General features: G+C 38.9%; 30 protein-coding genes. 8 read left to right on the plus strand and 22 right to left on the minus strand.

What is annotated here, in order from left to right:
• Positions 1-113 precede the first annotated feature (113 nt).
• Positions 114-1,094, minus strand: coding sequence for a tRNA dihydrouridine synthase (locus ACFYKX_RS09495; protein ID WP_389360546.1), 981 nt, complete (start codon positions 1,092-1,094; stop codon positions 114-116).
• 361 nt (positions 1,095-1,455) lie between these two features.
• On the opposite strand from ACFYKX_RS09495, the gene ACFYKX_RS09500 reads away from it, so the two are divergent.
• Genes ACFYKX_RS09500 through ACFYKX_RS09535 form a run of 8 tightly spaced genes read left to right on the plus strand, consistent with a single transcriptional unit; the run spans position 1,456 to position 6,914 of the window.
• Positions 1,456-1,959: a Na+/H+ antiporter subunit E gene (locus ACFYKX_RS09500; protein ID WP_389360418.1), complete on the plus strand. Its 504-nt coding sequence runs from the start codon at positions 1,456-1,458 to the stop codon at positions 1,957-1,959.
• A 12-nt stretch (positions 1,960-1,971) separates the two neighbouring features.
• Complete coding sequence (locus ACFYKX_RS09505) at positions 1,972-2,244, plus strand: monovalent cation/H+ antiporter complex subunit F (protein WP_389360420.1); 273 nt, start codon at positions 1,972-1,974, stop codon at positions 2,242-2,244.
• Positions 2,237-2,545 carry a monovalent cation/H(+) antiporter subunit G gene (gene mnhG, locus ACFYKX_RS09510; RefSeq protein WP_389360421.1) on the plus strand — a complete coding sequence of 103 codons (309 nt, stop codon included), beginning with the start codon at positions 2,237-2,239 and terminating at the stop codon, positions 2,543-2,545. The genes ACFYKX_RS09505 and mnhG overlap by 8 nt, the downstream gene beginning before the upstream one ends.
• A 17-nt stretch (positions 2,546-2,562) precedes the next feature.
• Positions 2,563-2,805 (plus strand): Na(+)/H(+) antiporter subunit B, encoded by a 243-nt coding sequence (locus tag ACFYKX_RS09515; protein ID WP_389360423.1) that lies wholly within the window; start codon positions 2,563-2,565, stop codon positions 2,803-2,805.
• Positions 2,798-3,520, plus strand: a complete 723-nt coding sequence (gene mbhE / locus ACFYKX_RS09520) for a hydrogen gas-evolving membrane-bound hydrogenase subunit E (RefSeq protein ID WP_389360425.1) — start codon at positions 2,798-2,800, stop codon at positions 3,518-3,520. The genes ACFYKX_RS09515 and mbhE overlap by 8 nt, the downstream gene beginning before the upstream one ends.
• Before the next feature lie 2 nt (positions 3,521-3,522).
• Positions 3,523-3,858 (plus strand): sodium:proton antiporter, encoded by a 336-nt coding sequence (locus ACFYKX_RS09525; RefSeq protein ID WP_389360427.1) that lies wholly within the window; start codon positions 3,523-3,525, stop codon positions 3,856-3,858.
• Positions 3,859-3,882: 24 nt separating this feature from the next.
• Entirely contained in the window at positions 3,883-5,352 is a 1,470-nt protein-coding gene (locus tag ACFYKX_RS09530; protein ID WP_389360429.1) for a complex I subunit 5 family protein, read from the plus strand.
• A gap of 2 nt (positions 5,353-5,354) precedes the next feature.
• Entirely contained in the window at positions 5,355-6,914 is a 1,560-nt protein-coding gene (locus ACFYKX_RS09535) for a proton-conducting transporter transmembrane domain-containing protein (RefSeq protein WP_389360431.1), read from the plus strand.
• Between the two features lie 67 nt (positions 6,915-6,981).
• Here the strand turns inward: ACFYKX_RS09535 and ACFYKX_RS09540 are convergent, their stop codons facing one another.
• The 21 genes from ACFYKX_RS09540 to eat form a co-directional block, all read right to left on the minus strand.
• The gene (locus tag ACFYKX_RS09540; protein WP_389360433.1) at positions 6,982-7,746 is read right to left on the minus strand and encodes a transposase; all 765 of its coding nucleotides are present in this window, start codon (positions 7,744-7,746) and stop codon (positions 6,982-6,984) included.
• A gap of 330 nt (positions 7,747-8,076) precedes the next feature.
• Entirely contained in the window at positions 8,077-9,093 is a 1,017-nt protein-coding gene (locus tag ACFYKX_RS09545) for a phosphotransferase enzyme family protein (RefSeq protein ID WP_389360435.1), read from the minus strand.
• 52 nt (positions 9,094-9,145) lie between these two features.
• Entirely contained in the window at positions 9,146-9,922 is a 777-nt protein-coding gene (locus tag ACFYKX_RS09550; protein WP_389360437.1) for a DeoR/GlpR family DNA-binding transcription regulator, read from the minus strand.
• Between the two features lie 37 nt (positions 9,923-9,959).
• A complete protein-coding gene (fabG, locus tag ACFYKX_RS09555) occupies positions 9,960-10,718 on the minus strand; it encodes a 3-oxoacyl-ACP reductase FabG (protein ID WP_389360439.1) in 759 nt (252 codons plus the stop codon).
• A gap of 230 nt (positions 10,719-10,948) precedes the next feature.
• Positions 10,949-11,890 carry a malate dehydrogenase gene (gene mdh, locus ACFYKX_RS09560; RefSeq protein ID WP_389360441.1) on the minus strand — a complete coding sequence of 314 codons (942 nt, stop codon included), beginning with the start codon at positions 11,888-11,890 and terminating at the stop codon, positions 10,949-10,951.
• A gap of 27 nt (positions 11,891-11,917) precedes the next feature.
• The gene (locus ACFYKX_RS09565) at positions 11,918-12,286 is read right to left on the minus strand and encodes a BMC domain-containing protein (RefSeq protein WP_389360443.1); all 369 of its coding nucleotides are present in this window, start codon (positions 12,284-12,286) and stop codon (positions 11,918-11,920) included.
• A gap of 33 nt (positions 12,287-12,319) precedes the next feature.
• On the minus strand, positions 12,320-12,601 hold the full coding sequence (locus ACFYKX_RS09570) for a BMC domain-containing protein (protein ID WP_389360445.1): 282 nt from the start codon (positions 12,599-12,601) through the stop codon (positions 12,320-12,322).
• A 20-nt stretch (positions 12,602-12,621) separates the two neighbouring features.
• A complete protein-coding gene (locus ACFYKX_RS09575) occupies positions 12,622-14,145 on the minus strand; it encodes an aldehyde dehydrogenase family protein (RefSeq protein ID WP_389360447.1) in 1,524 nt (507 codons plus the stop codon).
• A 14-nt stretch (positions 14,146-14,159) separates the two neighbouring features.
• Positions 14,160-14,813: an ethanolamine utilization microcompartment protein EutL gene (eutL, locus tag ACFYKX_RS09580; protein WP_389360449.1), complete on the minus strand. Its 654-nt coding sequence runs from the start codon at positions 14,811-14,813 to the stop codon at positions 14,160-14,162.
• Positions 14,814-14,827: 14 nt separating this feature from the next.
• The gene (gene eutC / locus ACFYKX_RS09585; protein WP_389360451.1) at positions 14,828-15,733 is read right to left on the minus strand and encodes an ethanolamine ammonia-lyase subunit EutC; all 906 of its coding nucleotides are present in this window, start codon (positions 15,731-15,733) and stop codon (positions 14,828-14,830) included.
• Between the two features lie 58 nt (positions 15,734-15,791).
• Positions 15,792-17,159, minus strand: a complete 1,368-nt coding sequence (locus ACFYKX_RS09590) for an ethanolamine ammonia-lyase subunit EutB (RefSeq protein ID WP_389360453.1) — start codon at positions 17,157-17,159, stop codon at positions 15,792-15,794.
• 21 nt (positions 17,160-17,180) lie between these two features.
• The gene (locus ACFYKX_RS09595) at positions 17,181-18,614 is read right to left on the minus strand and encodes an ethanolamine ammonia-lyase reactivating factor EutA (protein ID WP_389360455.1); all 1,434 of its coding nucleotides are present in this window, start codon (positions 18,612-18,614) and stop codon (positions 17,181-17,183) included.
• An 80-nt stretch (positions 18,615-18,694) separates the two neighbouring features.
• On the minus strand, positions 18,695-19,183 hold the full coding sequence (locus ACFYKX_RS09600; protein ID WP_389360457.1) for a EutP/PduV family microcompartment system protein: 489 nt from the start codon (positions 19,181-19,183) through the stop codon (positions 18,695-18,697).
• A gap of 19 nt (positions 19,184-19,202) precedes the next feature.
• Positions 19,203-19,544 (minus strand): ethanolamine utilization microcompartment protein EutS, encoded by a 342-nt coding sequence (gene eutS / locus ACFYKX_RS09605; RefSeq protein WP_389360458.1) that lies wholly within the window; start codon positions 19,542-19,544, stop codon positions 19,203-19,205.
• 27 nt (positions 19,545-19,571) lie between these two features.
• Positions 19,572-19,841 carry a BMC domain-containing protein gene (locus tag ACFYKX_RS09610; protein WP_389360460.1) on the minus strand — a complete coding sequence of 90 codons (270 nt, stop codon included), beginning with the start codon at positions 19,839-19,841 and terminating at the stop codon, positions 19,572-19,574.
• A gap of 5 nt (positions 19,842-19,846) precedes the next feature.
• Positions 19,847-20,104 carry a EutN/CcmL family microcompartment protein gene (locus ACFYKX_RS09615; protein ID WP_389360462.1) on the minus strand — a complete coding sequence of 86 codons (258 nt, stop codon included), beginning with the start codon at positions 20,102-20,104 and terminating at the stop codon, positions 19,847-19,849.
• 29 nt (positions 20,105-20,133) lie between these two features.
• Complete coding sequence (locus tag ACFYKX_RS09620; RefSeq protein WP_389360464.1) at positions 20,134-20,754, minus strand: hypothetical protein; 621 nt, start codon at positions 20,752-20,754, stop codon at positions 20,134-20,136.
• A complete protein-coding gene (pduL, locus tag ACFYKX_RS09625; protein ID WP_389360466.1) occupies positions 20,751-21,434 on the minus strand; it encodes a phosphate propanoyltransferase in 684 nt (227 codons plus the stop codon). The genes ACFYKX_RS09620 and pduL overlap by 4 nt, the downstream gene beginning before the upstream one ends.
• Positions 21,435-21,460: 26 nt before the next feature.
• A complete protein-coding gene (locus ACFYKX_RS09630) occupies positions 21,461-21,748 on the minus strand; it encodes a BMC domain-containing protein (protein ID WP_389360468.1) in 288 nt (95 codons plus the stop codon).
• Positions 21,749-21,786: 38 nt separating this feature from the next.
• Positions 21,787-22,077 carry a hypothetical protein gene (locus ACFYKX_RS09635; protein WP_389360470.1) on the minus strand — a complete coding sequence of 97 codons (291 nt, stop codon included), beginning with the start codon at positions 22,075-22,077 and terminating at the stop codon, positions 21,787-21,789.
• Between the two features lie 72 nt (positions 22,078-22,149).
• Entirely contained in the window at positions 22,150-23,502 is a 1,353-nt protein-coding gene (gene eat, locus ACFYKX_RS09640) for an ethanolamine permease (protein WP_389360472.1), read from the minus strand.
• Positions 23,503-23,595 lie beyond the last annotated feature (93 nt).

Below are 23,595 nucleotides of genomic sequence, written 5' to 3' on the forward strand. Positions count from 1 at the left end.
ACTGAGAAAGTTCCACTTTTTTGGAAATCACTTGTCGTTGCTGTGAAAAAAAAATAGCCACCCTGCTCGACCAAGCTAAGGTGACTATTTCTTTTCATCTATTGAAACTTTCACTATTCCACCATGCCATCAACATTCTTCACCGCAAAATTATCAAGCAATGCCCGCACTTCATCAGTTGTCTTTGTGTTCATCAATTGATTTCTTAATGTACTCGCCCCTGGAAATCCTTTAACATAGATTTTGAAGAAACGATGAAGAGCTGTGAACCGTCGTAGTTCTAAATGCGAATATTTATCATGGAGATCCATATGCAACCTTAAGAGATTAAGTAATTCCTCACTACTATGTTCTCTCGGGTCTTTTTCAAAAGCAAATGGATTATGGAAAATACCACGTCCAATCATAACCCCATCAATATCATATTGCTGAGCAAGCTTTAAGCCCGTTTGGTAATCAGGAATATCCCCATTGATCGTTAAGAGTGTGTCTGGTGCCACCTCATCACGTAGTATCTTAATTTCAGGGATCAGTTCCCAATGAGCAGGGACTTTGCTCATTTCCTCTCTTGTCCGCAGATGAATGGAAAGATTCGCAATGTCTTGTTTCAATATGTGTGTCAGCCAGTCACGCCATTCGTCCACTTCAGAGAATCCAAGCCTTGTTTTTACACTTACAGGCAGTCCTCCCACTTTTGCTGCCTGAATTAATTCGGCAGCAACGTCCGGACGACGGATCAGGCCACAACCCTTTCCGTGTTGCGTCACATTAGGAACAGGACAGCCCATATTAATATCGACTCCCTTAAACCCAAGCTCCGCCATCCCAATACTCATTTCCCGGAAGAATTCTGGCTTGTCCCCCCAAATATGGGCTACCATCGGTTGTTCATCCTCTGTAAAAGTCAACCGACCACGTACACTTTTCTTCCCCTCAGGGTGACAATAACTCTCCGAATTTGTAAACTCTGTAAAAAAAACATCAGGCCTTGCAGCTTCACTCACTACATGCCTAAAAACAACATCCGTCACTTCTTCCATTGGTGCTAATATAAAAAAAGGTCGTGGTAAATCACGCCAAAAATTATTATTCATCTTAAAGTTCAAATCCTCTCATTATATGGCAGGGACAGAGGGACAGGTTCACTGTCCCACCATTCCTCTGGGACGCAGTACCTGTCCCCTTGTCCCTGCCCTTACCTCTGTTACACTTATACCATGATTAAGTACTTTTTTTCAAATTCATTGGAGTTTGCGTCAAAAATGCTTATTTTATTTCCCAATCATCCCCACTAACTACAAGGGTTTCAATCAATTTCTTATTCTTCTGTCCTATACACGAACTTAACACATTGTACTACACCATATCCTTAGAATTTATCTCTTCATAACATTTCATTAATTGGTAATAATAAGAATTCCAAGTGATAGCTAATTGTAAAGCGAGGTACATCATTTGAAGAAAAATTTATTAACTTTTTTTCTAACTCTGGCATTATGGTTTATTTTTGCAGGTCGCGTTAATATCGAGGTATTTTCGCTTGGTATTATGATTTGTTCGATTATTTCGTTTATGTACGCAGATCAGTTTATATTCGCACAAACAAAATATGGAACGAAAGAATTTCTCAAAAAAATATATATCATCATTTGGGTGATCTTGGCTTTTATATATGATGTATATTTATCTGCGTTCAAAATATCCAGACATGCATTTGAAATGAAACCGTCATTTTCTTCTCGAAAAATTAGAATAAAAACGTCTCTTAAAAGTTCAAACAGCAGTGCTATTCTAGCCCACTTTATTACCTTGACTCAGGGCACCTTGGCATTGGATTTTGACCATTTAAATAAGAGCTATTTTATTCACTGGATAGATGTTCAAAGTGACGATGAAGCTGAAGTAAAGAAAGCACTTATGAGAAAACATGAGAATTTAATCGCTAAAATATTTGATTAATCAATTTGGAGTGTGATCGAAGTGCTCTATTTAATACTAGTGATTGTCTTATCTGCTATTTTAACTTTTTATAGAGTAATAAAAGGTCCTAGTTTACCGGATAAGATCGTTGCTATGAATTCCATAGGTGTCATGTTTTTATTGGTTTTAGTTTTATTAAGTTATTTTTTTGATAGAAAAATGATTATGGATGTGGCTTTAGTTTATGGGGTTTTACTATTCATCGTTGTTTTAATCATGACAAAATACTTTAGACAACCAGAAAAAGGTGGTGCTGGTGATTGAATTAACGCAAATAATTGCTTACGTATTTTTTATAGTTGGTATTTATTTTGTGGTAAGTACTGCTGTGGGAATGATTCGTTTTCCTGATTTGTACACGCGGTTACATGCCGGATCGAAATGCTTGATGGCTGGAGGTATTTCAGTACTAGTGGGTTGTATATTTCTAGAAAGCAGTATTTATGTATCTTTAAAGCTTATCGTAATCATTATTTTGTTAGTAATCACGAATCCAATAGTCATTCATGTCATTGCCAGTTTTGCAAATACTGAGAATGGAATCCCTAAAACCATGGATGAGTGATGGGAGGTAGAATCCTGATGCATATCATATTGAATCTTTTAATGGTCTTTTTACTATTTACTGCATTTTTCATGGTTTTTGCTAAAGATCTATCAACCTCCGTTATTGCTCTCCCTATATTCGGTGCCATTCTAGTCATTATTTTTGTCATTCTCCAGGCCCCGAGTGCGGCTCTGGCTGAGGCCGTCATTACCGCAGGCTTAACGACTGGCTTTTTTGTCATTGCAATCAATAAAACGGAGTATCGACGAAATGAATAAGATTCAAGCATTGGTTAAAAAATCTTATAAATTTGGCCTTGTTGGTTTACTGGCTCTCTTCTTATTAAACGTATTCTATGAAATACAGAACCTTGATAGTAATCGTGAAAGACATTTATCTGAACACTATATTTCTCAAGGGGTACAGGAAACCGGTGCGATCAATCTAGTTACTTCAGTCCTATATGATTACCGGGCTTTTGATACTTTGGGTGAAACAACGGTGCTTTTAACAGCTGGCACTATTTTAGCTTTTATGGTTCCCGTAAGAAAAGCAAGAATGTTGGGTACTAGATTTACCACGCTGGTTAGTCAAACGGTGAAATGGATCACCCTATATGTAGCTGTTTTAGGAGCCTATTTAATAAGTTTCGGTCATCTAAGTCCTGGCGGAGGGTTTGTTGGAGGAGTTGTTTTAGCTATGATTCCTATTTCTTTGACCATAACTTATGGGGTTGATTTCTCCGAGTATAAATTCAAACCTGCCCAAAAAAAGTTAGCAGAAGATATTGGTGTGATCGGTTTTATTTTACTGGGATTACTAGGAGTATGGACTGGAGCCAATTTCCTCGCCAACGGACAAGCCCATTTTGGTCCTGGAGAGACCGGTGAATTAATCAGTGCCGGGTTAATCCCTTTCTTAAATGTCATGATTGGCATGAAAGTAGGAGCTGGGATGGCCATCATTTTTAGTAGCTTAGTAAAGGAGAAATAATTGTGGAAATCCCATATATAGTCGTCATCATGTTGTTTTCTCTTGGTATCTATACAATCATTACCCAGAAAAATTTAATAAAAATGGTGATAGGATTTTCAATTGCAGAGTCTTCGTTGATTTTATTATTAATGCTAGTAAGTTATAAACCAGGTGGAACGGCTCCTATCTTAGACAAACCATATGAAATCGTAGTGGATCCTATCCCTCAGGCACTCGCCTTGACGTCCATTGTGATTGGGGGAAGTGTAACAGCGGTCATGCTAGCGTTGGTGATTAAAATCTATAAAAGATATGGAACTTTAAACGTGGATCAGGTTCGAAAACTGAGAGGATAATTTTTAATTTTCGGGAGGTTAATAATGGAATCAGCTGTCTGGGTGATCATACTACCTTTATTAACCGCATTTTTTCTTGGAATATCAAAAGTGTTCTATTCTAAAAAACTTCTTACTCCTTTGGTAATCGGTAGTGCAATCCTTTATCTTTATATATTAATTTCAGCTATTCAAAATAGTGATCCCCCAAACGTTTACAGTGTTGGTAGCTGGGGGCTCTTGGGAATAAATTTAATGGTGGATCCTCTTTCTGCCATGTTTTTGTTAATCATAGCCTTGTTATTTTTACCTGTTATTATTTTTTCCCTGAAGTATCTCAAAACTCATAAACATATCTATTTTACTTTTACCTATTTGATGATCGGCGGCATTGCAGGAATGGTGCTGACTACGGATTTATTCAATCTTTATGTGTTTTTGGAAGTGAGTTCTCTGAGTTCAGTTGCTTTGACGGTGCTGAAAAATACGGATAAAGGAATAGAAGGTACATTCAAGTATTTGACCATGTCTACATTAGGGACCTTCTTTATTTTACTCGCTACCGTCTTAACTTACTATTTAACTGGAACGCTAAATATGGCAGAAATTTCTCTCGTATTTAAAGACATCCCTTTTAAGATAAAGAGTATCCTTATGGCCTTTTTTGTGTTTGGGTATGCCATAAAAATAGGGTTAATTCCTCTCTATGCCTGGCTACCAGATGCATATGAAGACTCCCCTATCCCTTACAATGTTTTGTCATCGGGATTGGTGATGAAGTCTGCTGTATATGCATTAATCAGAGTACTTTATATTGTGTTTGGACTTGATTTCCTAGATAAAAGTGGAATGCTTCAGATTGGTGTTTTCTGGGGGGTAATCACTTTTTTGATGGCTCATTTTTTAGCCTTTCAGCAATCAAATTTAATTCGGCTTCTTGCATATTCTAGCATTGCCCAGATCGCATATATCACGGTTGGATTATTTGTAGGCAGTGAAAAAGGATTAATTGGGGGAAGCTTTCATATTCTAAATCACGCCATCATGAAAGGGACTTTATTTTTTGTTGCAGCCATTTTTAACTATAGTTTAACCGCTGTTAAAATAAAAGATCTAAAAGGTTTGGGTTATAAATTCCCTCTACTTTCTTTTACATTTGTGGTTGCTTCCCTTGCCATCGTTGGCCTCCCTCCCTTTAACGGGTTTCTCAGTAAATGGCTGATTGTTGAAGCAGCTCTAGAATCTGGTTTTGTGTATGCTGGCTTTTTTATTCTGGTCGGAACGTTCTTATCTCTAACGTACTATTTAAAAGTAATTGTTACCTTATATACAAAAACTGAAAAAGAAATCGTAATAGAAGAACCGCACTTTTCATTAAAATTACCAACTCTATTTCTGGGCAGTTTATGTATTTTGTTTGGGATAGTACCTTCTTTGCCTTTAAGTCTAATCAATAAAATTCCGGACTTTTTGCTAGATAATGGGGAATACATAAGAATTTTACTAGGAGGTTGAAGATGCTTACTCCAGGTCTCTTATATTTTACAGGTGCTATTCTTTTACTTTTGCCCGTTCATGATCGATTAAAATATATCCTATCTTTCGTTGTAACCGCAGGAGCTCTTATCCTTACTTACTTTTTACTACCTGGTTCTAGTTTTCAACTGGATTTTCTAACACTTACCCTAGTTCCTTTTAAAGTAGATCCTATCAGTAAATTAACAGGATTGATTTTTGCTTTTGCTGGTTTGGCTGCTGTTATTTATTCAATAAGTGTATGTTCTCGAATTCATTTAAGTTTGATATTTGTATTTATTGGTAGTGCCCTAAGCGTGGTTTTTTCCGGAGATTTGTTTACTCTTTATGTTTTCTGGGATTTAATGACCATCAGTTCAGCTTTTCTTATTCTATTGGCAAGCGATGTGACGATGAAAACAGGATATTATTATTTCCTCATTCATGTGGCAGGAAGTTTAAGTCTATTATGGGGGTTATTTTTACAGTATTCGGCTACAGGTAGTTTATCATTGAATGCTATAGAAGAAGCATCAATCCCTTTTTTTATGATTGCCATAGCCATTAAGCTTGCTTTTATCGGTTTCCATACTTGGATGCCACTAGCATACAGCAAAGCTCCTTTTTATGTAGCAGTCGTTTTGTCCATCTATACGACAAAAGTGGGCGTATATGTCATGTCCCGTCTGCTGTCTGAGATGCATATTTTGGCATATGCCGGTCTTATTTCCGCCTTGTTTGGAATTGTTATGGCCTTACGTGAAAGTCAAGTTCGTAAATTCTTGAGTTATTCAATCATCATCCAGGTTGGGTATATGATTATGGGGATTAGTGTGGGTACTGCAGAGGGAATAGCGGGAGCCATCTTTCACCTTGTTAATCACATCTTATATAAAACAGTACTATTTATGGCAGTGGGGGTGGTCATTTATACGACAGGAAAAGATCACTTTGAGAGTTTAGGAATCATGCGTAAGAAACTTCCCGTGACTTCAATTGCAACATGGGTAGCTTTTTTGGGGATAGCAGGAGTTCCTTTTTTTAATGGTTATATGAGCAAAACCATTATTAAAGACGCTTTACACGACCCAGTATTAACATGGGGTTTGAACCTGATGAGTTTCGGGACTTCTCTCATGTTCTTAAAATTTATCTATTATGCCTTTTTTAAAAATAGTAATGTGAGCTTAGAAAAAAAACCAGCAATCGGCATGCAGTTAGGATTGGGAATCTTAACAGTTATGATGCTATTGGTTGGGGTTCATCCTTCTTTATTAGAAAGTTTAACGAACATGCATGTAGATATTCATTATTTCGAAACAAAACATCTGTTAAGTGGAATGAAACCCTTTCTTTTGTCCATCCTTACATTTATTTTATTAAAGAAATATTTAGTGAAGAATGATGAGAGACATCCATATGAAGATGTATATCGTAAAATAGCTAAACGATTTGTAGCTACAGGACATAAGTTAAGTACCTATCATGACGGAAGATTAACTAGATACTTGTTATGGGCAATGACCACATTGATCATTCTGTTGTCGTTGTTGGTGTTTTAGGGACACGGGGACAGGTCCCTTGTCCCTAAATATTGCTGGGACAAGGGACCTGTCCCTGCGTCCCACCTTATTGAAGTGCCCTATGAATAACACTTTTTGATATTCCTGTTATTCTTGATAATTGTCTCAAGCTTACGCCCTCTAGCTCTTTCAACCTAGCCAGTGCTACATCTCTTTTATCCTTGTCAAGTTGTTGTAATACACTAATATTTGATATTCCTATCTTATGCATGTGTTCTCTTACTTCACTATCAGACATTCTCTCTTTTAACTTATCATCCAAACATTGATCATTATTCGATTTAACCATATACTCCTTAAACAATTGAATAGCTGTGTTTTGATATTGAGAAAATAAAGAGAGTCCAAGATCTATATCGACAAAAGTGTCTTTTTCAAAATACTCATTAATACTCGTCCATTTACTTTCTAATACACTATTTGCCAAGCCTGCCTTTATAGGATTTTGGTGGATATATCGAAGCACTTTTAAAAAGTATGATATGTCTTCAACACTTTCACTCCTATATCGTTCTTGAAACAAATGTCCGCAACGTTCATATTTCATGTTATACCAGTATACGTAGCTTGAACTTATCCTCTTAATAGTAATAGAAATACTTTCTTCCGACTCTTTCATTAATAAATGAACATGATTATCCATTAGACAGTAACAGTAAAGCTCAAACCTACTTATGTCTTTAAACTTTTTTAAGATGCTCAGGAACTTATGCTTGTCCTCATCATCCTCAAAAATACTCTGCTTATTGATTCCTCTCAACATAATGTGGTACATGCCATTACTACTCTTTTTCCTCGCTCTCCTTGGCAAAATTATTCACCTCGAAACTATTTAATTTGTACAGAAAGGGGTTTTTGGATTCTCTTTTGGAGTAATGAAAGTTAATAGGAAATGTATTTTGGGAGATTTCTATGAAATTAGATAGAGGGTTTTTAGAAGCTACTTTAGATTGGGGTTTCAGATAAGTTATTCTACACAAAGATATACACTCCTGCAGGAAAGTAAAAATTATAAGCGTTGAAAGGCCACTGCGCTACTATTTTTTGATGGGACAAGGAACCTGTCCCCCTGTCCCTTTTAAAAATGGAGATAAGCCCCTCATACTTATCACAAGCAAAATGAAAGGGCTTACATTTATAATTATATGGTAGTATGTTCTAAATACTTCTTGGCTAAAGCATCAGTTTCATCTGTAAATCCACTTCCGAGCTCTCTTGTAGTTTCGTTGTCACGACTGCCAATCCACGCTATTAATTGTAGTCTTCTCATCATAATAAATGTTGGTATTTCTTGTTCTTCCTCTACCGATAACGCGCGGATTTTTCTATATCCCTTTAACCATGAAGAAATTAAGGAAGGTACATACGCTTTATGTTCGATAAAGCTAAGGGAGGTAGCAAAGTCATATAAAAACCAACCAAATCCACAATCATCAAAATCAATGACCTTAATTTCGTCACCTTCTACCAGTAGATTAGCTAGGCGCATATCTGAATGGATTAGTCCGTATCGATTATGATCCTTTCCAAAGTAATCTAACCTCTGTTTAATCTTTTCCGCTACTTTTTCATATAACTCTAGACGCTCTGGTGTAATGGCTAAACCATCCTGCCATCTTCCCCATTTTGGCTCAGGTCCTAAAATCGTCTCATAATCCCAGGTTAATCTAGTCATATCCTGAAGACTTTCGCGGTTATTTACAACATGTTCATGTAATTGGGCCGTGATTTCACCAAGAACCTCGAATTGTTTGACAAGCTCAAGCTCGTTATTCTCCTCCGGCGCACTCCCCTTTAGAAAAGTAAATAAAGTGCAATAAAAGTTCTCATTTCCATATTTAACAACCTGAACATACTCTTGATTATTCCCTAAAATAGGGAGCGAAACTTTAATTTTAGAGTGTTGATCAATGGATTTTAGCCATTTTAATTCACATTCCACCTCTTGTTTTGTGTGGTATCCTGGTCTTCCTACTCGTAAAATGTATTTTTGACTAGTCTCTGTTAGATTCTGCACTAAATAGGTTGCATTTTCAGAGTAATTTAATAGTTCTATGTTACTTTTAGTAAGAAATGAGAAACACTTAACGGCCTCACTAGCAATTTGATAATACTTTTTTAAGGAATCTTTTAAGGGATCAACTGATGAATTACTCATGAGTTCAACTACTCCTTTCTCATATATTTTTCTATTAAACTTGTTTAAGTACTTAAACTTCCTCTGCGATGATCAATTCAATTCCCTTTTGGACCAAAATGTGATTCCATTCTTCTGGACAGCTCTTATCTGATATAATTTTTGACACCTCAGATAAAGAACACATATGTGCGAATGTAGTTTGACCAAATTTAGAATGATCACCTAGGACAATGACCTCGTCAGCACGTTCCATTAACTTCCGAGAAATACTAGCGCCACTAATATCGTAATCAGTGATCCCGTTGTCCTCTGATATGCCACCAGCAGCAATAAATGCTTTATTCGCTTTTAACATATCAAGCATTCTTTCTGAAAGTGGACCGCTCGTGTATTTTTGACTCCGTTCAAATACCCCACCTATGAAAATCAACTGACCTTTAAAAACTTCTATGGCACTCAACATTAAGGGAACAGAATGAGTAATTAAAGTCACATTAATTTTATCTGCTAAAAAAGGAACAATATCTAACGGAGTTGTTCCATTGCCAATCATAATGATGTCCCCATCTTGCACCAGATTGGCAGCTTCTTTACAGATGGCCCTTTTCTCTTGTTTATGGATAGTCGTTTTTTTATCGAAAGGCAATTCCCACTCTTGTTGGTTCGTTCTCACTGCTCCACCATAAACTTTCTTGAGAAATCCCCCCTTTTCTAACCGTTCCAAATCACGACGAATCGTTTCACCAGAAACTTGAAGCTGTTTGGCAAGCTCTTGAACGTTCACCTTCTCGTCTTTATTCAGTCCTTCTAGTATTCTTGATTTTCGTTCTTCAAAGGATAGTGACATAATTAAGACCACCTACTATGAAACTCAAAATTCAATTCTAGTTTTCTGGTAAAATTTGTCCCCCGTCGACTATAACGGTTTGACCAGTAATAAACCCTGCTTCCTTCGTTGCTAAAAACAGTGCTGCATAGCCAATATCCTCAACTCTACCTAGTTTTTTCATCGGAATTGATTCTGCCATTTCTTGTAAATACTCTTCACCTAACTCTTCCAAGCCTTCTGTTAAAATATTGCCCGGCAAGACTGCATTTACTGTGATGTTCTCACTTGCTAATTCTAGAGCTGCAGTTCTCATAAAACCTAATTGAGCTGCTTTGCTTGCTGCATAATGAGACCAACCTGGATACCCTGTAACAGGACCAGTTATAGAAGAAGTAATAATAATTCTTCCATATTCAGCCTTCTTTAAGTAAGGAATACATGCTTGGACAGCGTGAAATGTTCCTTTTGCATTCGTATTCATAACAAGGTCCCAATCTTCATTTGTCATTTCTTCTAGATTTGCTGAAGGGAAAATTCCTGCATTAGAACATAAAACATCAATGCTACCAAACTTCCCAAATACCTCTTTCGCAACTTCTACCATCGATTCTCGGTCTGTGACATCCCCACTAACGGCATACACATTTCCATTGTCAGCAGCTAATTCAGATACACAAGCTTTAGACGTATCTAAATTTCGGGCAACCACCACAACGTTTGCACCATTCTTGGCAAAAGTAGACGCAATCCCCTTACCAATCCCTTTACTACCACCTGTGACAATGACCGTTTTCCCCTTTACAGATTGATACATGCTAGACCACCCTTTCGTCATTTTGATAAAACCACACCGATTATCTTCAACCTAGCTTGTGTTCTCTTGGATTGTTGTGTAATGTTGTGGATTCCTAATATACTTATGTTTATGTTTGTAAAAATCCAAATATTCTAATAATTAATAGTAGTGACCATATTCCAGATTTCAAAATAGTATTCTTTTAATAGTTAAAAACACTCCCAATACTTTAGGAGTGTTCTACCATGCTATGATATTAACTTGATTGTCTTCCTAACATCATTTGCAGAAACGTCCAACTGTTCCTTTTCTTCAAGTGTTAAAGGAAGCTCAATAATGCTTTCAATTCCACTCCCCCCCAATACAGTTGGAACACCTAAGTAGATATCACGGTATCCATATTCACCTTCTAAATACGCAATGGCTGGAAGTACACGCTTTTTGTCATGGACAATCGCTTCCGCCATTTCAACAAGAGAAGCTGCAGGTGCGTAGTAAGCACTACCGTTTCCTAGTAAACTTACAATCTCTCCCCCACCTTTTCTCGTACTCTCAACAATTGCATCAATTTGCTCTTTGGGTAAAATTTGATCCAGCGGAATCCCGCTTACATTCGAATAACGAATGAGTGGTACCATACTATCACCATGTCCCCCAAGGACAAAACCAGTTACGTCTTCAACAGCAATATTTAAAGCTTCTGCCACGAATGTGTTGAAGCGAGCGGTATCAAGAACACCAGATTGACCGATTACTCGATTCTTCGGAAAACCTGTTGTTTTATAACAAGTATAGGTCATGGCATCTACTGGATTACTTAGCACAAGAACATAACTATCTGGTGCATATTCCTTTATCTTTTTAGAAACATTTATCATAATTTCTTTATTTGTTAAAACGAGGTCATCTCTACTCATTCCTGGCTTTCTAGCGATCCCAGCTGTCACAATAACCATATCTGCACCCTTAATATGTGCGTAATCGGACGTGCCCTTAATAGAGACATTGAATTTCCAAACGGGTCCCGATTCAAGCATATCCAATGCTTTCCCTTGTGTCGGTTTCTCCATCTCCGGAATATCGACTAATACAACGTCTCCTAGCTCTTTTTGAGCTAACATCATCGCGCACGTTGCACCGGTGAAACCAGCTCCAATCACCGCAAATTTTCTTCGATTAAATGTCTTCAACTGTTTCACCTCATTTCTGTAAAACTCCTAATTATCGTCCGTATCCTCATGGTCATCTTCAACCTCAGGTACTTCACTTTCATTTACTACTTCTATATTCTCAGACGCTACTTCATCCTTCTTCTCCTTTTTACTGATAAGCTTTCTTGTTTCTTCATCTGGATGAGGAAGAACGAGGGAGGAAACAATCGTACCAAATCGGCTTGCCGCTTCTTTTCCAGCCTCTAGTGCGGCTTGGACAGCACTAACGTCCCCTTCAATCACGATTGTCACTAAAGCTGCATCAACTTTTTCCTGTCTAACAAGTGTTACATCTGCAGACTTCACCATCGCATCCGCTGCTTCAATAGAAGCAATGAGTCCCTTCGTTTCGATCATCCCAAGAGCTTTATTCACACTTTCCACCACCTCAGCTTTTCTAACTGGCACTTAATTACCTGGTAGAACACCCATTAACTCACCATGTGGACGTGGAATGACATGTACTGAGCGGAGTTCTCCAACGCGTTTGACTGCCTCAGAACCCGCTTCCGTTGCCGCCTTAACAGCCCCGACATCTCCACTAACGAAGACTGTTACAAGCCCTCCTCCAACGTGCACTTTCCCGTTCAATTTCACGTTCGCCGCCTTGACCATCGCATCGGCAGCCTCTATTGCACCAACTAGCCCTCTAGTTTCGATCATTCCTAATGCACCATTAAAATCAGCCATTCTTTTTGCCCCCTTCTTGTTTAGCTATGAATCTCTGAAGCTATTTTCTGAACAAGAAACATTAACTCTTTCTTATTCATGTTTTTTTGATCAAATGGAACCTTCTCTAGCACTCTAGACACGACCTCATGAATCTTTTCATCATCTATATGGACGGAATTTAGTGATTTTAACTCCTCTTGTGGGATTGGAACTTCTTTTGTCACAAATGCCAATCGTTTTACATTAATGAGATGGCGTGCTGATATATTGTCACCTGTTATATTTCCTCCATAAGATCCACATCCGAGTGTAAAGGAGGGAATTAATCCAGTAGTAGCTCCAACTGCCCCAATTGAAGATAGAGTATTAACTAAGATTCGGGAAACCGGCATTAAAGAGGCAAACTCCTCAGCAATTTGCTGGTCATTTGTATGGATAGACATGGTATGGCCTCGCCCACCAAGATTTAATAACTCAATGCAGATCTCCTTTGCCTTTTCTTTATTCCATGCCGTATATAGTGCAAGAATGGGTGAAAGCTTTTCAATTGAAAACGGTGCTGACTTTTCCAAACGGTCTTCTTCAGCAATAATCACACGAGTATCAGCTGGGACATGTATCCCTGCCATCCGTGCAATATCTACCGCAGACCTTCCTACAATATCGGGATTGAGCTGACCGATTGTTGGAGAGATGAGTTGCTCCATCTTTTTCTTCTCTTCGCCCTCCACAAAATAAACCTTATTCTTTTTCAGCTCTCTAATCGTGATGTCCTTAATCTGTTCGTCGACCACAATGGCTTGCTCCGTTGCACAGATGGTTCCATTGTCGAAGGTTTTACTATCCACAATATTTTTTACCGCCTTCGCTACATTTGCCGTTTGTTCGAGATAGACAGGAACATTTCCTGGCCCAACCCCATAGGCAGGCTTTCCTGAGCTATAGGCCGCCCGAACAAGTCCTACTCCACCTGTTGCTAAAATAACATTCGTGAGCTTATGTTTCATCAGCTGCGTCGTTGCTTCTAGCGTTGGGTTTGATATCCAGCCAATCAACCCTTCAGGTGCCCCCGCTTCCATGGCTGCTTGATTACACACTTTTAATGCTTCAATCGTACAGTTGGTCGCACGTGGATGTGGGCTTACGACAATTCCGTTTCCACTTTTTAACGCAATCAATGTTTTATAAATCGCTGTAGATGTAGGATTAGTGGTGGGAATAATTGCTGCTACCACTCCAAATGGGTAAGCAATATCTGTTACTTTCGAGACATGGTTACGATGAACCACACCAATCGTTTTTTCATCCTTAATAGACTGATAGACGTCACGGGAGCTAACTTCATTTTTAATTTTCTTATGCAGTGCAACACCCATTCTCGTTTCTTCTACAGCCATCTTAGCGAGCCTTTCGGATGCTTGAAAAGCAGCATCCGCTACATGTTTTACAATCCGATCTACTTCCTTTTGCGAGAAGGTCTCATATATTTTTTGGGCATCATGTGCTCTTTTTAGTGCACTTCTCATTTCCTGTATGGATAGAAGGTCCTGATCCAAGCTCATTCTACATCCCCCCATTAATAATGCGTTGGCTTTTCGGAGACAGTGATGACTGCATCCCGGAAAGCACTTGCTGCCGCTTCACATGCCGATTGTGAACCAGTTAAAAGTCCCCCTCCAAAGTTCGTTTCCGAAGGTGGTTTAAACAAATTCCTCAATTCAACATCCGCTGCCTTTAAAGCAGCATCGATACCAAACATTGCTTCAAGTGGAGGCGCAATCAAATAGGCAATCGCCTCACCTTCCTGAATACTAGCCTCTTTTGATAAAAGCTTTCCTGAACGTGGCACCACATGGGCAAATAGAGCATGTGTCTCCTCCTCATTTAACGCCTCAAAATGGGCCTGTGACTTCACCGTTTGAACGATAGCATCTATGCCACTTCTCACCTCTTCATTATTGGTACTAGATAAGATCCCTATGAATTCACCTGATAACGGACCTGAGGCATTCCCTGAACCTGCATAAAAGGAGTGGTTGTAAGCCACTTCAACATCCGCCTGCTTCGTTGCCTCGTCAAGCGCAACCATTCCGACGTCATCCATCGTGATGGTAAACATACCCATGCTTCGATGGTTAGGGGGTAATCCAAATTTTTTAATCATATCAGGGTGAACATTTGAGATAATTCGAATGGCTAATATATCTGCGTAAATGGGTTTTAGCTTCATAGCAGGAGTCTCCTTTACTCTTCCTTTTGAACAAGAGAAATTCCACTAGCTTTATATCTTAGTACTTTTTCCACAACGGTTCCTAAATAAGCACCTGCTTCAACAGGTGGAATTCCCCCTTTGTGGATGTTAGATACAACCATTCGATCTGCTTCAATTGTTCCGACCCTTGGCTGATAACATAAGTAAGCACTTAAGGATTCAGCACTAACTAATCCTGGACGCTCCCCTATCAGCAGTACAATGACATCTGGTTTCAGTATTTCTCCAATTTCGTCCATAATGGCCACTCGACCACGTTCAATGTAAAATGGAGTCCCTAGTTGATAGCCCATATTTGAGAGTGATTGTTCAAGAGATAGATAGACATCTTCCACATTTTCCTCAATGGCTTTTGAACTTAAGCCATCTGAAATAAGGATTTGAACTTTAGGGTTCTGAACACACTTTTCTTTTATTAAACGTTTCCCTTCATCAGATAATCTTCTTCCGTAGTCAGGACGTCTAATATACACCTCATGCTCAGTAGCTTTTGTTGTCACTGAAAATAATTTAAGTCTCTCCAAAACAGATTTTGAAACCTCACCAGAAACCGTATCTACTGCTGCGGCATGGTCATACCGAAACTTAAGCCACGTATTCGTAAGTGGACGTGGTCCTGATCGACCTACGCCAATTCGCGCTGGTGTTTTTGATCTCATCTCCCGAAGTTCTTCGGATATCTCCTTGTGTTCGTTCAGGTTATCTGATGGTTCTTCTTTCTCCTCTACTACTTCTCTTGAAATGGGAGAGAATTTAACCATATCGAGGTGACTATCAGATTTCGAATCAACTACCTCTACTTGTTTGCTGGCCAATTCGTTTTCGGACAGTTTAGATATTATAGCTCTAGTAATCTTTTCTACTAACTGGGCATCCATTGTGTCACTCCTTTACTAATTACTTCTATCCAAACTAGAGTATCTTTCATAAGATTGCTTATCTATTAAAAATCGTTGGATTACCAGCCATTTCCGTTAACCATCCATTATTTGAGAGAATTCCCATATCAACAAGCCAACGATGAAATTCTGGAGCAACTCGTTTATTCATCGTTTGCCTCAATGTAGCAATATCATGGTAGCTAAGCGACTGGTAATTAAGCATGCAGTCATCACCCATCGGTGCCGATATGAGAAAATTCACTCCAGCAGCTGTTAACAAAACGCCTAAATCCTCCATGTCATTTTGATCTGCCTTCGCATGATTCGTATAACAGACATCTACACCCATAGGAAGCAAATGCATTTTCCCCATAAAATGGTCCTCTAGTCCCGCACGGATAATTTGTTTATTGTTGTATAAATACTCTGGACCAATAAACCCAACAACCGTGTTCACGATAAACGGGTTATAGCATCTTGCAAACCCGTAATTTCTAGCTTCTAGTGTCATTTGGTCTATTCCGTGATGTGCTTCTGCCGATAACTCTGAACCCTGGCCCGTCTCAAAATAGAGTAGTTGAGGCCCTGTTCCTGTTCCTTCTCTGCGGGCAAGTTCATTGGCTTCATGTAAAAGCTCAGCCGTAATACCAAAAGAGTGATTGGCTTTTTCTGTCCCTGCAATACTCTGGAATATCATGTCTGCAGGTGCTCCTTGGCGAATGGCTTTCATTTGGGTGGTCACGTGAGCCAATACACAGTTTTGCGTAGGAATTTTCCAATCACGAATAAAATCATGAGTAGCATGAAGCAATCTTTTTACACTCTCGACGGAATCATCAACTGGATTGATCCCAATTACCGCATCGCCGATTCCGTAAGATAGACCATCTTTAATAGAGGCGATAATTCCCTCCACATCATCAGTTGGATGATTTGGTTGTAACCTGGAAGATAGTGTTCCTTTATGTCCAATGGTGATATTGGATTTTGTAAGGACTTCAATTTTATTAGCTGCATACACTAAGTCCATATTGGACATTAACTTTGCCACAGCTGCAATCATTTCACTAGTTAACCCGTTGCTTATTCTTTTCAAATCACGATCAGTCGTCTGATTAGAAAGAATATATTCCCTTAACTCTGCGACCGACCAATTTTTAATAGATGAATAGGTTCGTTCATTGACCGATCCATCAATCATTCTAGAGACTTCATCCTCTTCAGGTGGGAGTAGTGGATGATTTCGAATATCAGCCAGTGTTAGACCACTTAATACCTCTTTTGCAGCAATTCTTTCCTGAACTGTTTCAGCCGCTATTCCCGCTAATCGATCACCAGACTTTTCTTCATTCGCTTTTGCAAAAAGATCTTTTAGATCTGAAAATGAATGGACTTCACCTAGATAGGTTGTTTTTAATTTCATGGTCCGCACCCCCTTAATTTCCTAGAATGCTAAAGTTTTAATCACCACTGGTACAACACCAGATTGTAATTGTTTTCCGATATCCAAATAATCTCCATGCTCTACTCTGATTTGATCAACAAAGATACATGGTTGATTAGGATATTTCACCTGTAAAGATTGTCCTAAAGCTCTGGCTAAGTCTCTTTCTAGAACTACAATCAATGGGTCAGAAGGATTCTTCTTGAACCGATTCCCCTCCACAAGAGCATCTACGAGTTGGTGAATTTCACGAAAACGAAGAATAGGGATATCAGCCAAATAGATGGAAAAATTTTGCCCTTCATAAAGTGGGTCATATAAACGGACCCCTTCTTTAAAGGCATCCTTAATCCTAGGTAATATATTGAAATTTCCATTACACTCTATTCGATGGACGGGTATATTTTTAATAGGAAGTAATGCTGATTCTACTTGTATCGTTGCCCCACTAATATCAGTCGTTTGAGTCCCAGCACCAATAACCGTTGCTCTTACAGTTACATCTGGTTTTCTCCACTCATATAGAGCTAACTCATGGCTCTCCAAAATAGATTCAGCTAGAATCACACCAATATCATCATAAAAGGCAGTAGCTTCCGTATGTTTCTCATAGCGATACATACATTCACTTACACCTCCCGAAAATGAAATGACGTCTATCTTTTTATTCCAGTTCGGAAGATGACCAAGTAAAAAAGGTTGATCACTGTCTTCTAGTTGATTGGCTAACGCACGAGCTAGAACCGAAGCCAAGTAATCTGTAAATCTTTTTACTGAATCACGGGACACTTCCTGTCCTTCATATATGTGAACACCAATCAAATCAAAGGAAGGTTTAATTTGATTGGAAACATAGTTTGCTTTTTTCATGTCAAATTCAATTAGCTTTCCACCAATATGTAGTGTGCATGTTCCAAGTAGTTTGCCATATTGATAGACCGCAATGTTGGCAGTACCTCCACCAATATCAATATTCGCAAAAACTTTATCTGACTTTCTTGAGGCGTCATAAAGGCCAGATCCTTTTGCCGCGATAATTCCCTCTAGATCTGGACCGGCTGTTGCTACTAAGAAATCACCACCACGGATGGAAAGATGATTAATGACTTCCTGTGCATTTGCTTTTGTAGCAGCCTCACCTGTAATAATGGTTGCACCTGTTTGAACATCATCAGGGGAAATGCCAGCTGCTTGATACTGCGCGAGTATCCATTTTTCAATAGCATTCATATTAATTTCGGTTCTAGATACTAGCGGAGTTCTAACAATATGACTTTGATAAACTATTTCTTTATTTACAATTTGAATCGTTGGAACTCGTGATAAACTTGCCGTATTCTTTAACAAAAAACGACTAATCACCATTTTGGTTGTACTCGTTCCGATATCAATTCCTACACTTATGATGTGTTCATCTTTAGAGAGTAAGCTCATTTTGATATCCTCCCAACTTCGGGATACATGTATGTGAACGACAAATAGTCGGGTTTAATAATGGTTTTAAAGCCTCTGCTTTATACAATTAAGGCATTTTCAAGTGTACTTGCGAGGTCTCGTATTTCTTTCATACTAGAGCATGTTATTAGCTTTTGTAGATCCTGAATACCCTGGTTTTCCACAGCCGAAGTGAGAACAATGGGCCCCTTATTTATGACCTTTTTTAAATAGCCAACAGCTCGGTCTACATCAGCATTTTCATGGTCACATTTCGTTACAACACCAATGATGTGTTTGTTTATTCCCGTGCTAAATCCGGGTGGGAAAATAGAGTTTCTTTTTGTTGCATCTTGAATGAATAGCACATGCGTCACTTCAAGTGCTGTTGTCATTATACTTTTGTAATACAAAGGGTTTTCTGTATATTCACCAGGGGTGTCAACAATCCAGTCATAATAGATAAGGCTCTGGGTCTTGTACGGCTTAACGTTTTTTCCTAACAAAGCCAACGTTAACGTTGTTTTCCCAGTCCCTATTGCCCCTATTAGCATGGCCCTGTTTTTCATTATATGGACACCACCCGACCTAAGATTTTGTAATAAAAGATGGCGTATAGCTTAATGTATGCTCAAGAAAACTATTCACTGCTATAAGCGCTGTCTCCACTTCTGACACACTCCCTACTAAGACAAGACTTCCTGTAAACCGATCGAGGAAGCCAATCTTAACGTTGGCTGCTTTTGTAGCGTAATCACCAGCAATGATTACGGTTTCGCTCGGAGTAAGTGTTAAGATACCTAATGCACCTGCTTGCTCTAAACCAAGCTTGTCATAGAGATCAGGATCAGGATTAGCAATTAAGTGACTGAGTGTAACTTGCTTGCCAGGAACAAATTCCTGTATAAATCGTTTCTTTTCTTCTGCCAATATTCGTCACCTGCCTTCTGAAAAAGCTTACTTTATTAAGCATTCATCTGTTTTAATATCTACTGCTGGAATGACAGAATACGCAACAAGGGCACCAGTTCGTTCAGCCACCTGTTTTCCCGCCTCAATAGCTATCTTGACCGCACTGACATCACCCACAATATAAGTTGTGACTAAGGCTGGATCTGTTTTGTTTTGCCGATATACAACAACATCAGCTGTTTTTAGCATGAGATCGGTTGCTTCGATGTTTGTGGCAATTCCTATCGTTTCAATCATTCCAACAGCTCTTCCCACGAATCTCATCCTTTCTGATCTTCTGGGTCAATGATTCCAATAATAAGTGCATCAATTGGAACAGGTGTATCCAAAAATGATGATGCTGGAGTTCCCCTAGTCACAATCACCTTATCACCCACTCCAGCACCAATTCGGTCTACTGCTACTAGGATTGAAGGTTCCTCTGGAACGTCTATCTGTACCTTTAATAGTTTCAACCCTGTTAACCCTTCTTCTTTTCTAGTGGCCCAAATACTTCCTATAACAGAACCAATAACCATTCTCCAGGCCTCCCTGACATTAAAGGCTGTTAAGTAAAATAAATTTCAATTCCAAGTTCCCTAGCTTTATCCTTTGCAAGTGGCGTGATAATTGTTCTAGGTTTAACGGTTAACCGCTTTCCTACAAGGTTTTCTATATCCTCTTGAGTGATAAGTTTTTTAAGTATCTGTGAATCCTGCATTTTAAATGCTTTCAATGTATTAACACTTTGGAAATTAACCCCAAATCCCTCGACTGTTTCCTTAAAAGTAACTATCTTTTTAATATAGTTAGGGTACCGATGTGTCTTTCCGTTAACATCTAAAAGTTTCTGTAAGGAAGCCTCAAGTGTCATTGTGATCGGCATTTCGTGATAGATTAAGTCTGCAAATAGCTTACTTTCATGCGTATCCGTAAAACCAGCTGCCATCCGCGCAAGAGCATCTTGATGAACATTAAGGAATAAAGCTTGTTGTATATCATTGAAGGATATTTTTGATTGATTATGAACTCTAACAATCTCCCAATCTTTTAAGAGTACGTTAATCTCTCCCTCCATACCCTCCTCTTTTGAAACAACAAGAAGCTTTGGCTTGACAGAATGACCAATTCCTTCAAGCTGACTGATGACTTCTTTTACAATGGTTTCAATCATTTTAGAATCCATCATCTCTTTTCACCTAAAATGATCTCCCCGAAATCACCAGATTGAATATGGGCGGCATTCGCTTCATCCGTATCAATATGCATCTCGAGGACATAGTTAGGAGATACGCGTATCTTGACCTTTTCAAATGAAATTGGTCTTTGTTCATTTAACGTTTTCACGCGAACAAAATCGCCGTCTTGTACATGAAGCCTTTTAGCATCATTCACAGACATATGAACATGTGCTTGTGCAATGATTAGACCCTTCTCTTTATAGATGCTCCCTTTAGGACCTATGATAGTGACAGGTGATGAGAATTCGATGTTCCCTGACTCTCTAATGGGAGGTTTTAAACCTAACTTAATAGAATCTGTCATGCTAACTTCAACCTGTGTATGTTTCCTGAATGGCCCGAGCACCCTTACTCTTTCAATTGACCCTTTTGGTCCAGCGATGGTCACAGCTTCATTCGCTGCAAACTGACCTGGTTGCAAGAGGTCCCCTTTTTTTGTAAGGGAACCTGTATCGCCAAAAAGCTTAATAAAATCGCATTTAGTTAAGTGACAGTGCCGAGCTGATACACCGATTGGAACTCTATTGTCAGTAAGCGTGGTTGTGGTCGTAGCTGCGTATGTGTTTCTCGAATTCGTGATTTCTTTTACAATTTCATCAACTAAATGATTCATATCAAATTCTTTCATTTAGTATCACCTCGAAGCCTATTTATTTACTCGCCTACCTTTGGCAAAATCCCAATCAGCTCATTATGTGGCCGAGGGATTACGTGTACAGATAATAGCTCCCCTACTCGTTGAGCAGCAGCGCTTCCAGCTTCTGTTGCAGCCTTTACCGCTCCTACATCTCCCGTAACAAGGACTGTAACAATTCCTCCCCCTACATGCACCTTACCGACAATATTTACATTCGCTGCTTTTACCATCGCGTCCGCAGCTTCAATAGAACCTACAAGTCCTTTTGTTTCAATCATTCCAAGCGCACCGTTTAAACCTGACATTATAATCTTCCTCCTACTAATTTCATTAATTTATATGGTTAGCCGACAACCTTTGAAAATCTTACCTTATTTGTTTGTCCACTAGTTTCCCTCTTATCCACTAACTCCTTGCTAAAACTACTAATGCGGCCCCAATCCTTTAATTCCTCTTCTGAAAGAGGGGTTGAATATTGACTAGATGTACTTCCTTCACGTTTATGACTATGAAGATGATTCCAATCACTTAATTCACTCTCGTTCAGAGGTAGGGTGTATTGGGGTTGCTTCTCGTAATCATTAATTCTTTCAAGGACAAGCCTTGTAATCTCTTCAACTAACTTTTTATCCATTTCCCTACTCCTTATTTCAAAAAGATTAGGAAAGCCAAGTTAACGTGAACTGGCTCTCCTTTCTTATCATGTTTAATGTTCGAAAGCGTCCATTCGTTCTTCCGGTGCATCTTTGTTAATTCGGTGACGTGCCCAAGCGTAATAATAGATAATCGCAACGACAAACACGCCAATACTAACAAAGAAGAATGTAAGATTTGCAAATACACTCGCAAAGATCGAGATGACTGCTAGAACTAATGAAACAATTGGTGTAAACGGATATAAAGGTGTTTTATAAGCACGAGGCAGATTTGGTTCTTTCTTTCTAAGAATCAATACTGAAAGATTCATAGAAATATAGGAGACAAGAGCACCAAAGGTTGAAATTAAAATAAGGTCATTTGGATTAAATAACACTACTAAAATTAACCCTAAGATCCCTGGTAAAATAATGGCTAGGTAAGGAGTTCTTCTTGTTTCATGTAGCTTTGATAGGACCCCAGGTAAATAACCTGCTCTTGATAACGCAAAGATTTGACGTGAGTAAGCTAGAATAACCCCTGAAAAACTTGCGATTAATCCTACTAGCCCGATTGAAGCAAGAACTTGAGCCAGCCAATACGTATTACCGAACGCAGCCCCAATCGCTGCCGGTAGTGGGTCATCGGCAGTGCTCATCAGTTCAATTCCACCTAAACCAATGGCGACTGTCGTCGTTAAAACGGAAAGAATCATTAACGTCACAATCCCAGAAATGATTCCTTTTGGCATATCCTTCTTTGGATCTCGCGTTTCTTCAGAAAGCATTGGAAGCATTTCAATGGCCAAGAAGAGCCACATAGCATATGGAAGAGCTGCCCAGACACCTTTAAAGCCACTTGGAATTAACGCTTCATCACCTGAACCAAATAAATTTTCAACTCGAATCTGCGGTAACCCCACAAAATACATAAGAACGAGTAATCCTAATGCAATGAATACTAAAATAGCCTCTAGCCTTGCGTATTCCTTAATTCCGATAATGTGAACAACCATGAAGAAAATATACATGAATGCCGCTGCAGCAATCGTGCTAACCGTTGGAAATAAAAAACTAATATAAGCCCCTATACCAATTGCAATAACGGGAGCAGCAATAAAATACTCAAGAATAACCCCTATTCCCGTTAAATAACCCGCTAATGGTCCCATCGCTCTCCTCGCGAAGGAATATGGACCACCGGCATGTGGTAAAGCTGTTGATAGTTCAGAGATTCCTAGACACATGAACCAGTACATAATCCCCATAATCGCTGTTGCTATTAACATTCCAACATAACCAGACTCAGCTAATCCAAAGTTCCAGCCAAAGAAGTTACCAGAGATAACGATCCCTACACCTATTACCCACAGATGAAAGGGTGTTAATGTCTTCTTTAGTTCTAAGTTCTTCGAGTCCCCCATTTCTGTTCCCCCTTATCCAAAATATAAAGTTTCAAACAAACAAACACGGCAAAGAATGGTTGGAAAAAGTACTGGTATGAATGTTATTCTTAA

Origin of the sequence: Cytobacillus spartinae, assembly GCF_042865285.1 — a bacterium.
In the GTDB taxonomy this organism is placed as follows: domain Bacteria; phylum Bacillota; class Bacilli; order Bacillales; family Cytobacillaceae; genus Robertmurraya_A; species Robertmurraya_A spartinae.

What these genes read in the sequence shown, in the direction of transcription:
- ACFYKX_RS09495 (WP_389360546.1), bottom strand. Translation starts at nt 1,094, where the DNA reads ATGAATAATAATTTTTGGCGTGATTTACCACGACCTTTTTTTATATTA.
- ACFYKX_RS09545 (WP_389360435.1), bottom strand. Translation starts at nt 9,093, where the DNA reads ATGAGTAATTCATCAGTTGATCCCTTAAAAGATTCCTTAAAAAAGTAT.
- eutL (WP_389360449.1), bottom strand. Translation starts at nt 14,813, where the DNA reads ATGAAGCTAAAACCCATTTACGCAGATATATTAGCCATTCGAATTATC.
- ACFYKX_RS09570 (WP_389360445.1), bottom strand. Translation starts at nt 12,601, where the DNA reads ATGGCTGATTTTAATGGTGCATTAGGAATGATCGAAACTAGAGGGCTA.
- ACFYKX_RS09620 (WP_389360464.1), bottom strand. Translation starts at nt 20,754, where the DNA reads ATGATGGATTCTAAAATGATTGAAACCATTGTAAAAGAAGTCATCAGT.
- ACFYKX_RS09590 (WP_389360453.1), bottom strand. Translation starts at nt 17,159, where the DNA reads ATGAAATTAAAAACAACCTATCTAGGTGAAGTCCATTCATTTTCAGAT.
- ACFYKX_RS09575 (WP_389360447.1), bottom strand. Translation starts at nt 14,145, where the DNA reads ATGAGCTTGGATCAGGACCTTCTATCCATACAGGAAATGAGAAGTGCA.
- ACFYKX_RS09600 (WP_389360457.1), bottom strand. Translation starts at nt 19,183, where the DNA reads ATGAAAAACAGGGCCATGCTAATAGGGGCAATAGGGACTGGGAAAACA.
- ACFYKX_RS09535 (WP_389360431.1), top strand. Translation starts at nt 5,355, where the DNA reads ATGCTTACTCCAGGTCTCTTATATTTTACAGGTGCTATTCTTTTACTT.
- pduL (WP_389360466.1), bottom strand. Translation starts at nt 21,434, where the DNA reads ATGAAAGAATTTGATATGAATCATTTAGTTGATGAAATTGTAAAAGAA.
- ACFYKX_RS09515 (WP_389360423.1), top strand. Translation starts at nt 2,563, where the DNA reads ATGCATATCATATTGAATCTTTTAATGGTCTTTTTACTATTTACTGCA.
- mbhE (WP_389360425.1), top strand. Translation starts at nt 2,798, where the DNA reads ATGAATAAGATTCAAGCATTGGTTAAAAAATCTTATAAATTTGGCCTT.
- fabG (WP_389360439.1), bottom strand. Translation starts at nt 10,718, where the DNA reads ATGTATCAATCTGTAAAGGGGAAAACGGTCATTGTCACAGGTGGTAGT.
- ACFYKX_RS09530 (WP_389360429.1), top strand. Translation starts at nt 3,883, where the DNA reads ATGGAATCAGCTGTCTGGGTGATCATACTACCTTTATTAACCGCATTT.
- ACFYKX_RS09615 (WP_389360462.1), bottom strand. Translation starts at nt 20,104, where the DNA reads ATGGTTATTGGTTCTGTTATAGGAAGTATTTGGGCCACTAGAAAAGAA.
- ACFYKX_RS09635 (WP_389360470.1), bottom strand. Translation starts at nt 22,077, where the DNA reads ATGGATAAAAAGTTAGTTGAAGAGATTACAAGGCTTGTCCTTGAAAGA.
- ACFYKX_RS09550 (WP_389360437.1), bottom strand. Translation starts at nt 9,922, where the DNA reads ATGTCACTATCCTTTGAAGAACGAAAATCAAGAATACTAGAAGGACTG.
- ACFYKX_RS09595 (WP_389360455.1), bottom strand. Translation starts at nt 18,614, where the DNA reads ATGAGCTTACTCTCTAAAGATGAACACATCATAAGTGTAGGAATTGAT.
- eat (WP_389360472.1), bottom strand. Translation starts at nt 23,502, where the DNA reads ATGGGGGACTCGAAGAACTTAGAACTAAAGAAGACATTAACACCCTTT.
- eutC (WP_389360451.1), bottom strand. Translation starts at nt 15,733, where the DNA reads ATGGATGCCCAGTTAGTAGAAAAGATTACTAGAGCTATAATATCTAAA.
- ACFYKX_RS09630 (WP_389360468.1), bottom strand. Translation starts at nt 21,748, where the DNA reads ATGTCAGGTTTAAACGGTGCGCTTGGAATGATTGAAACAAAAGGACTT.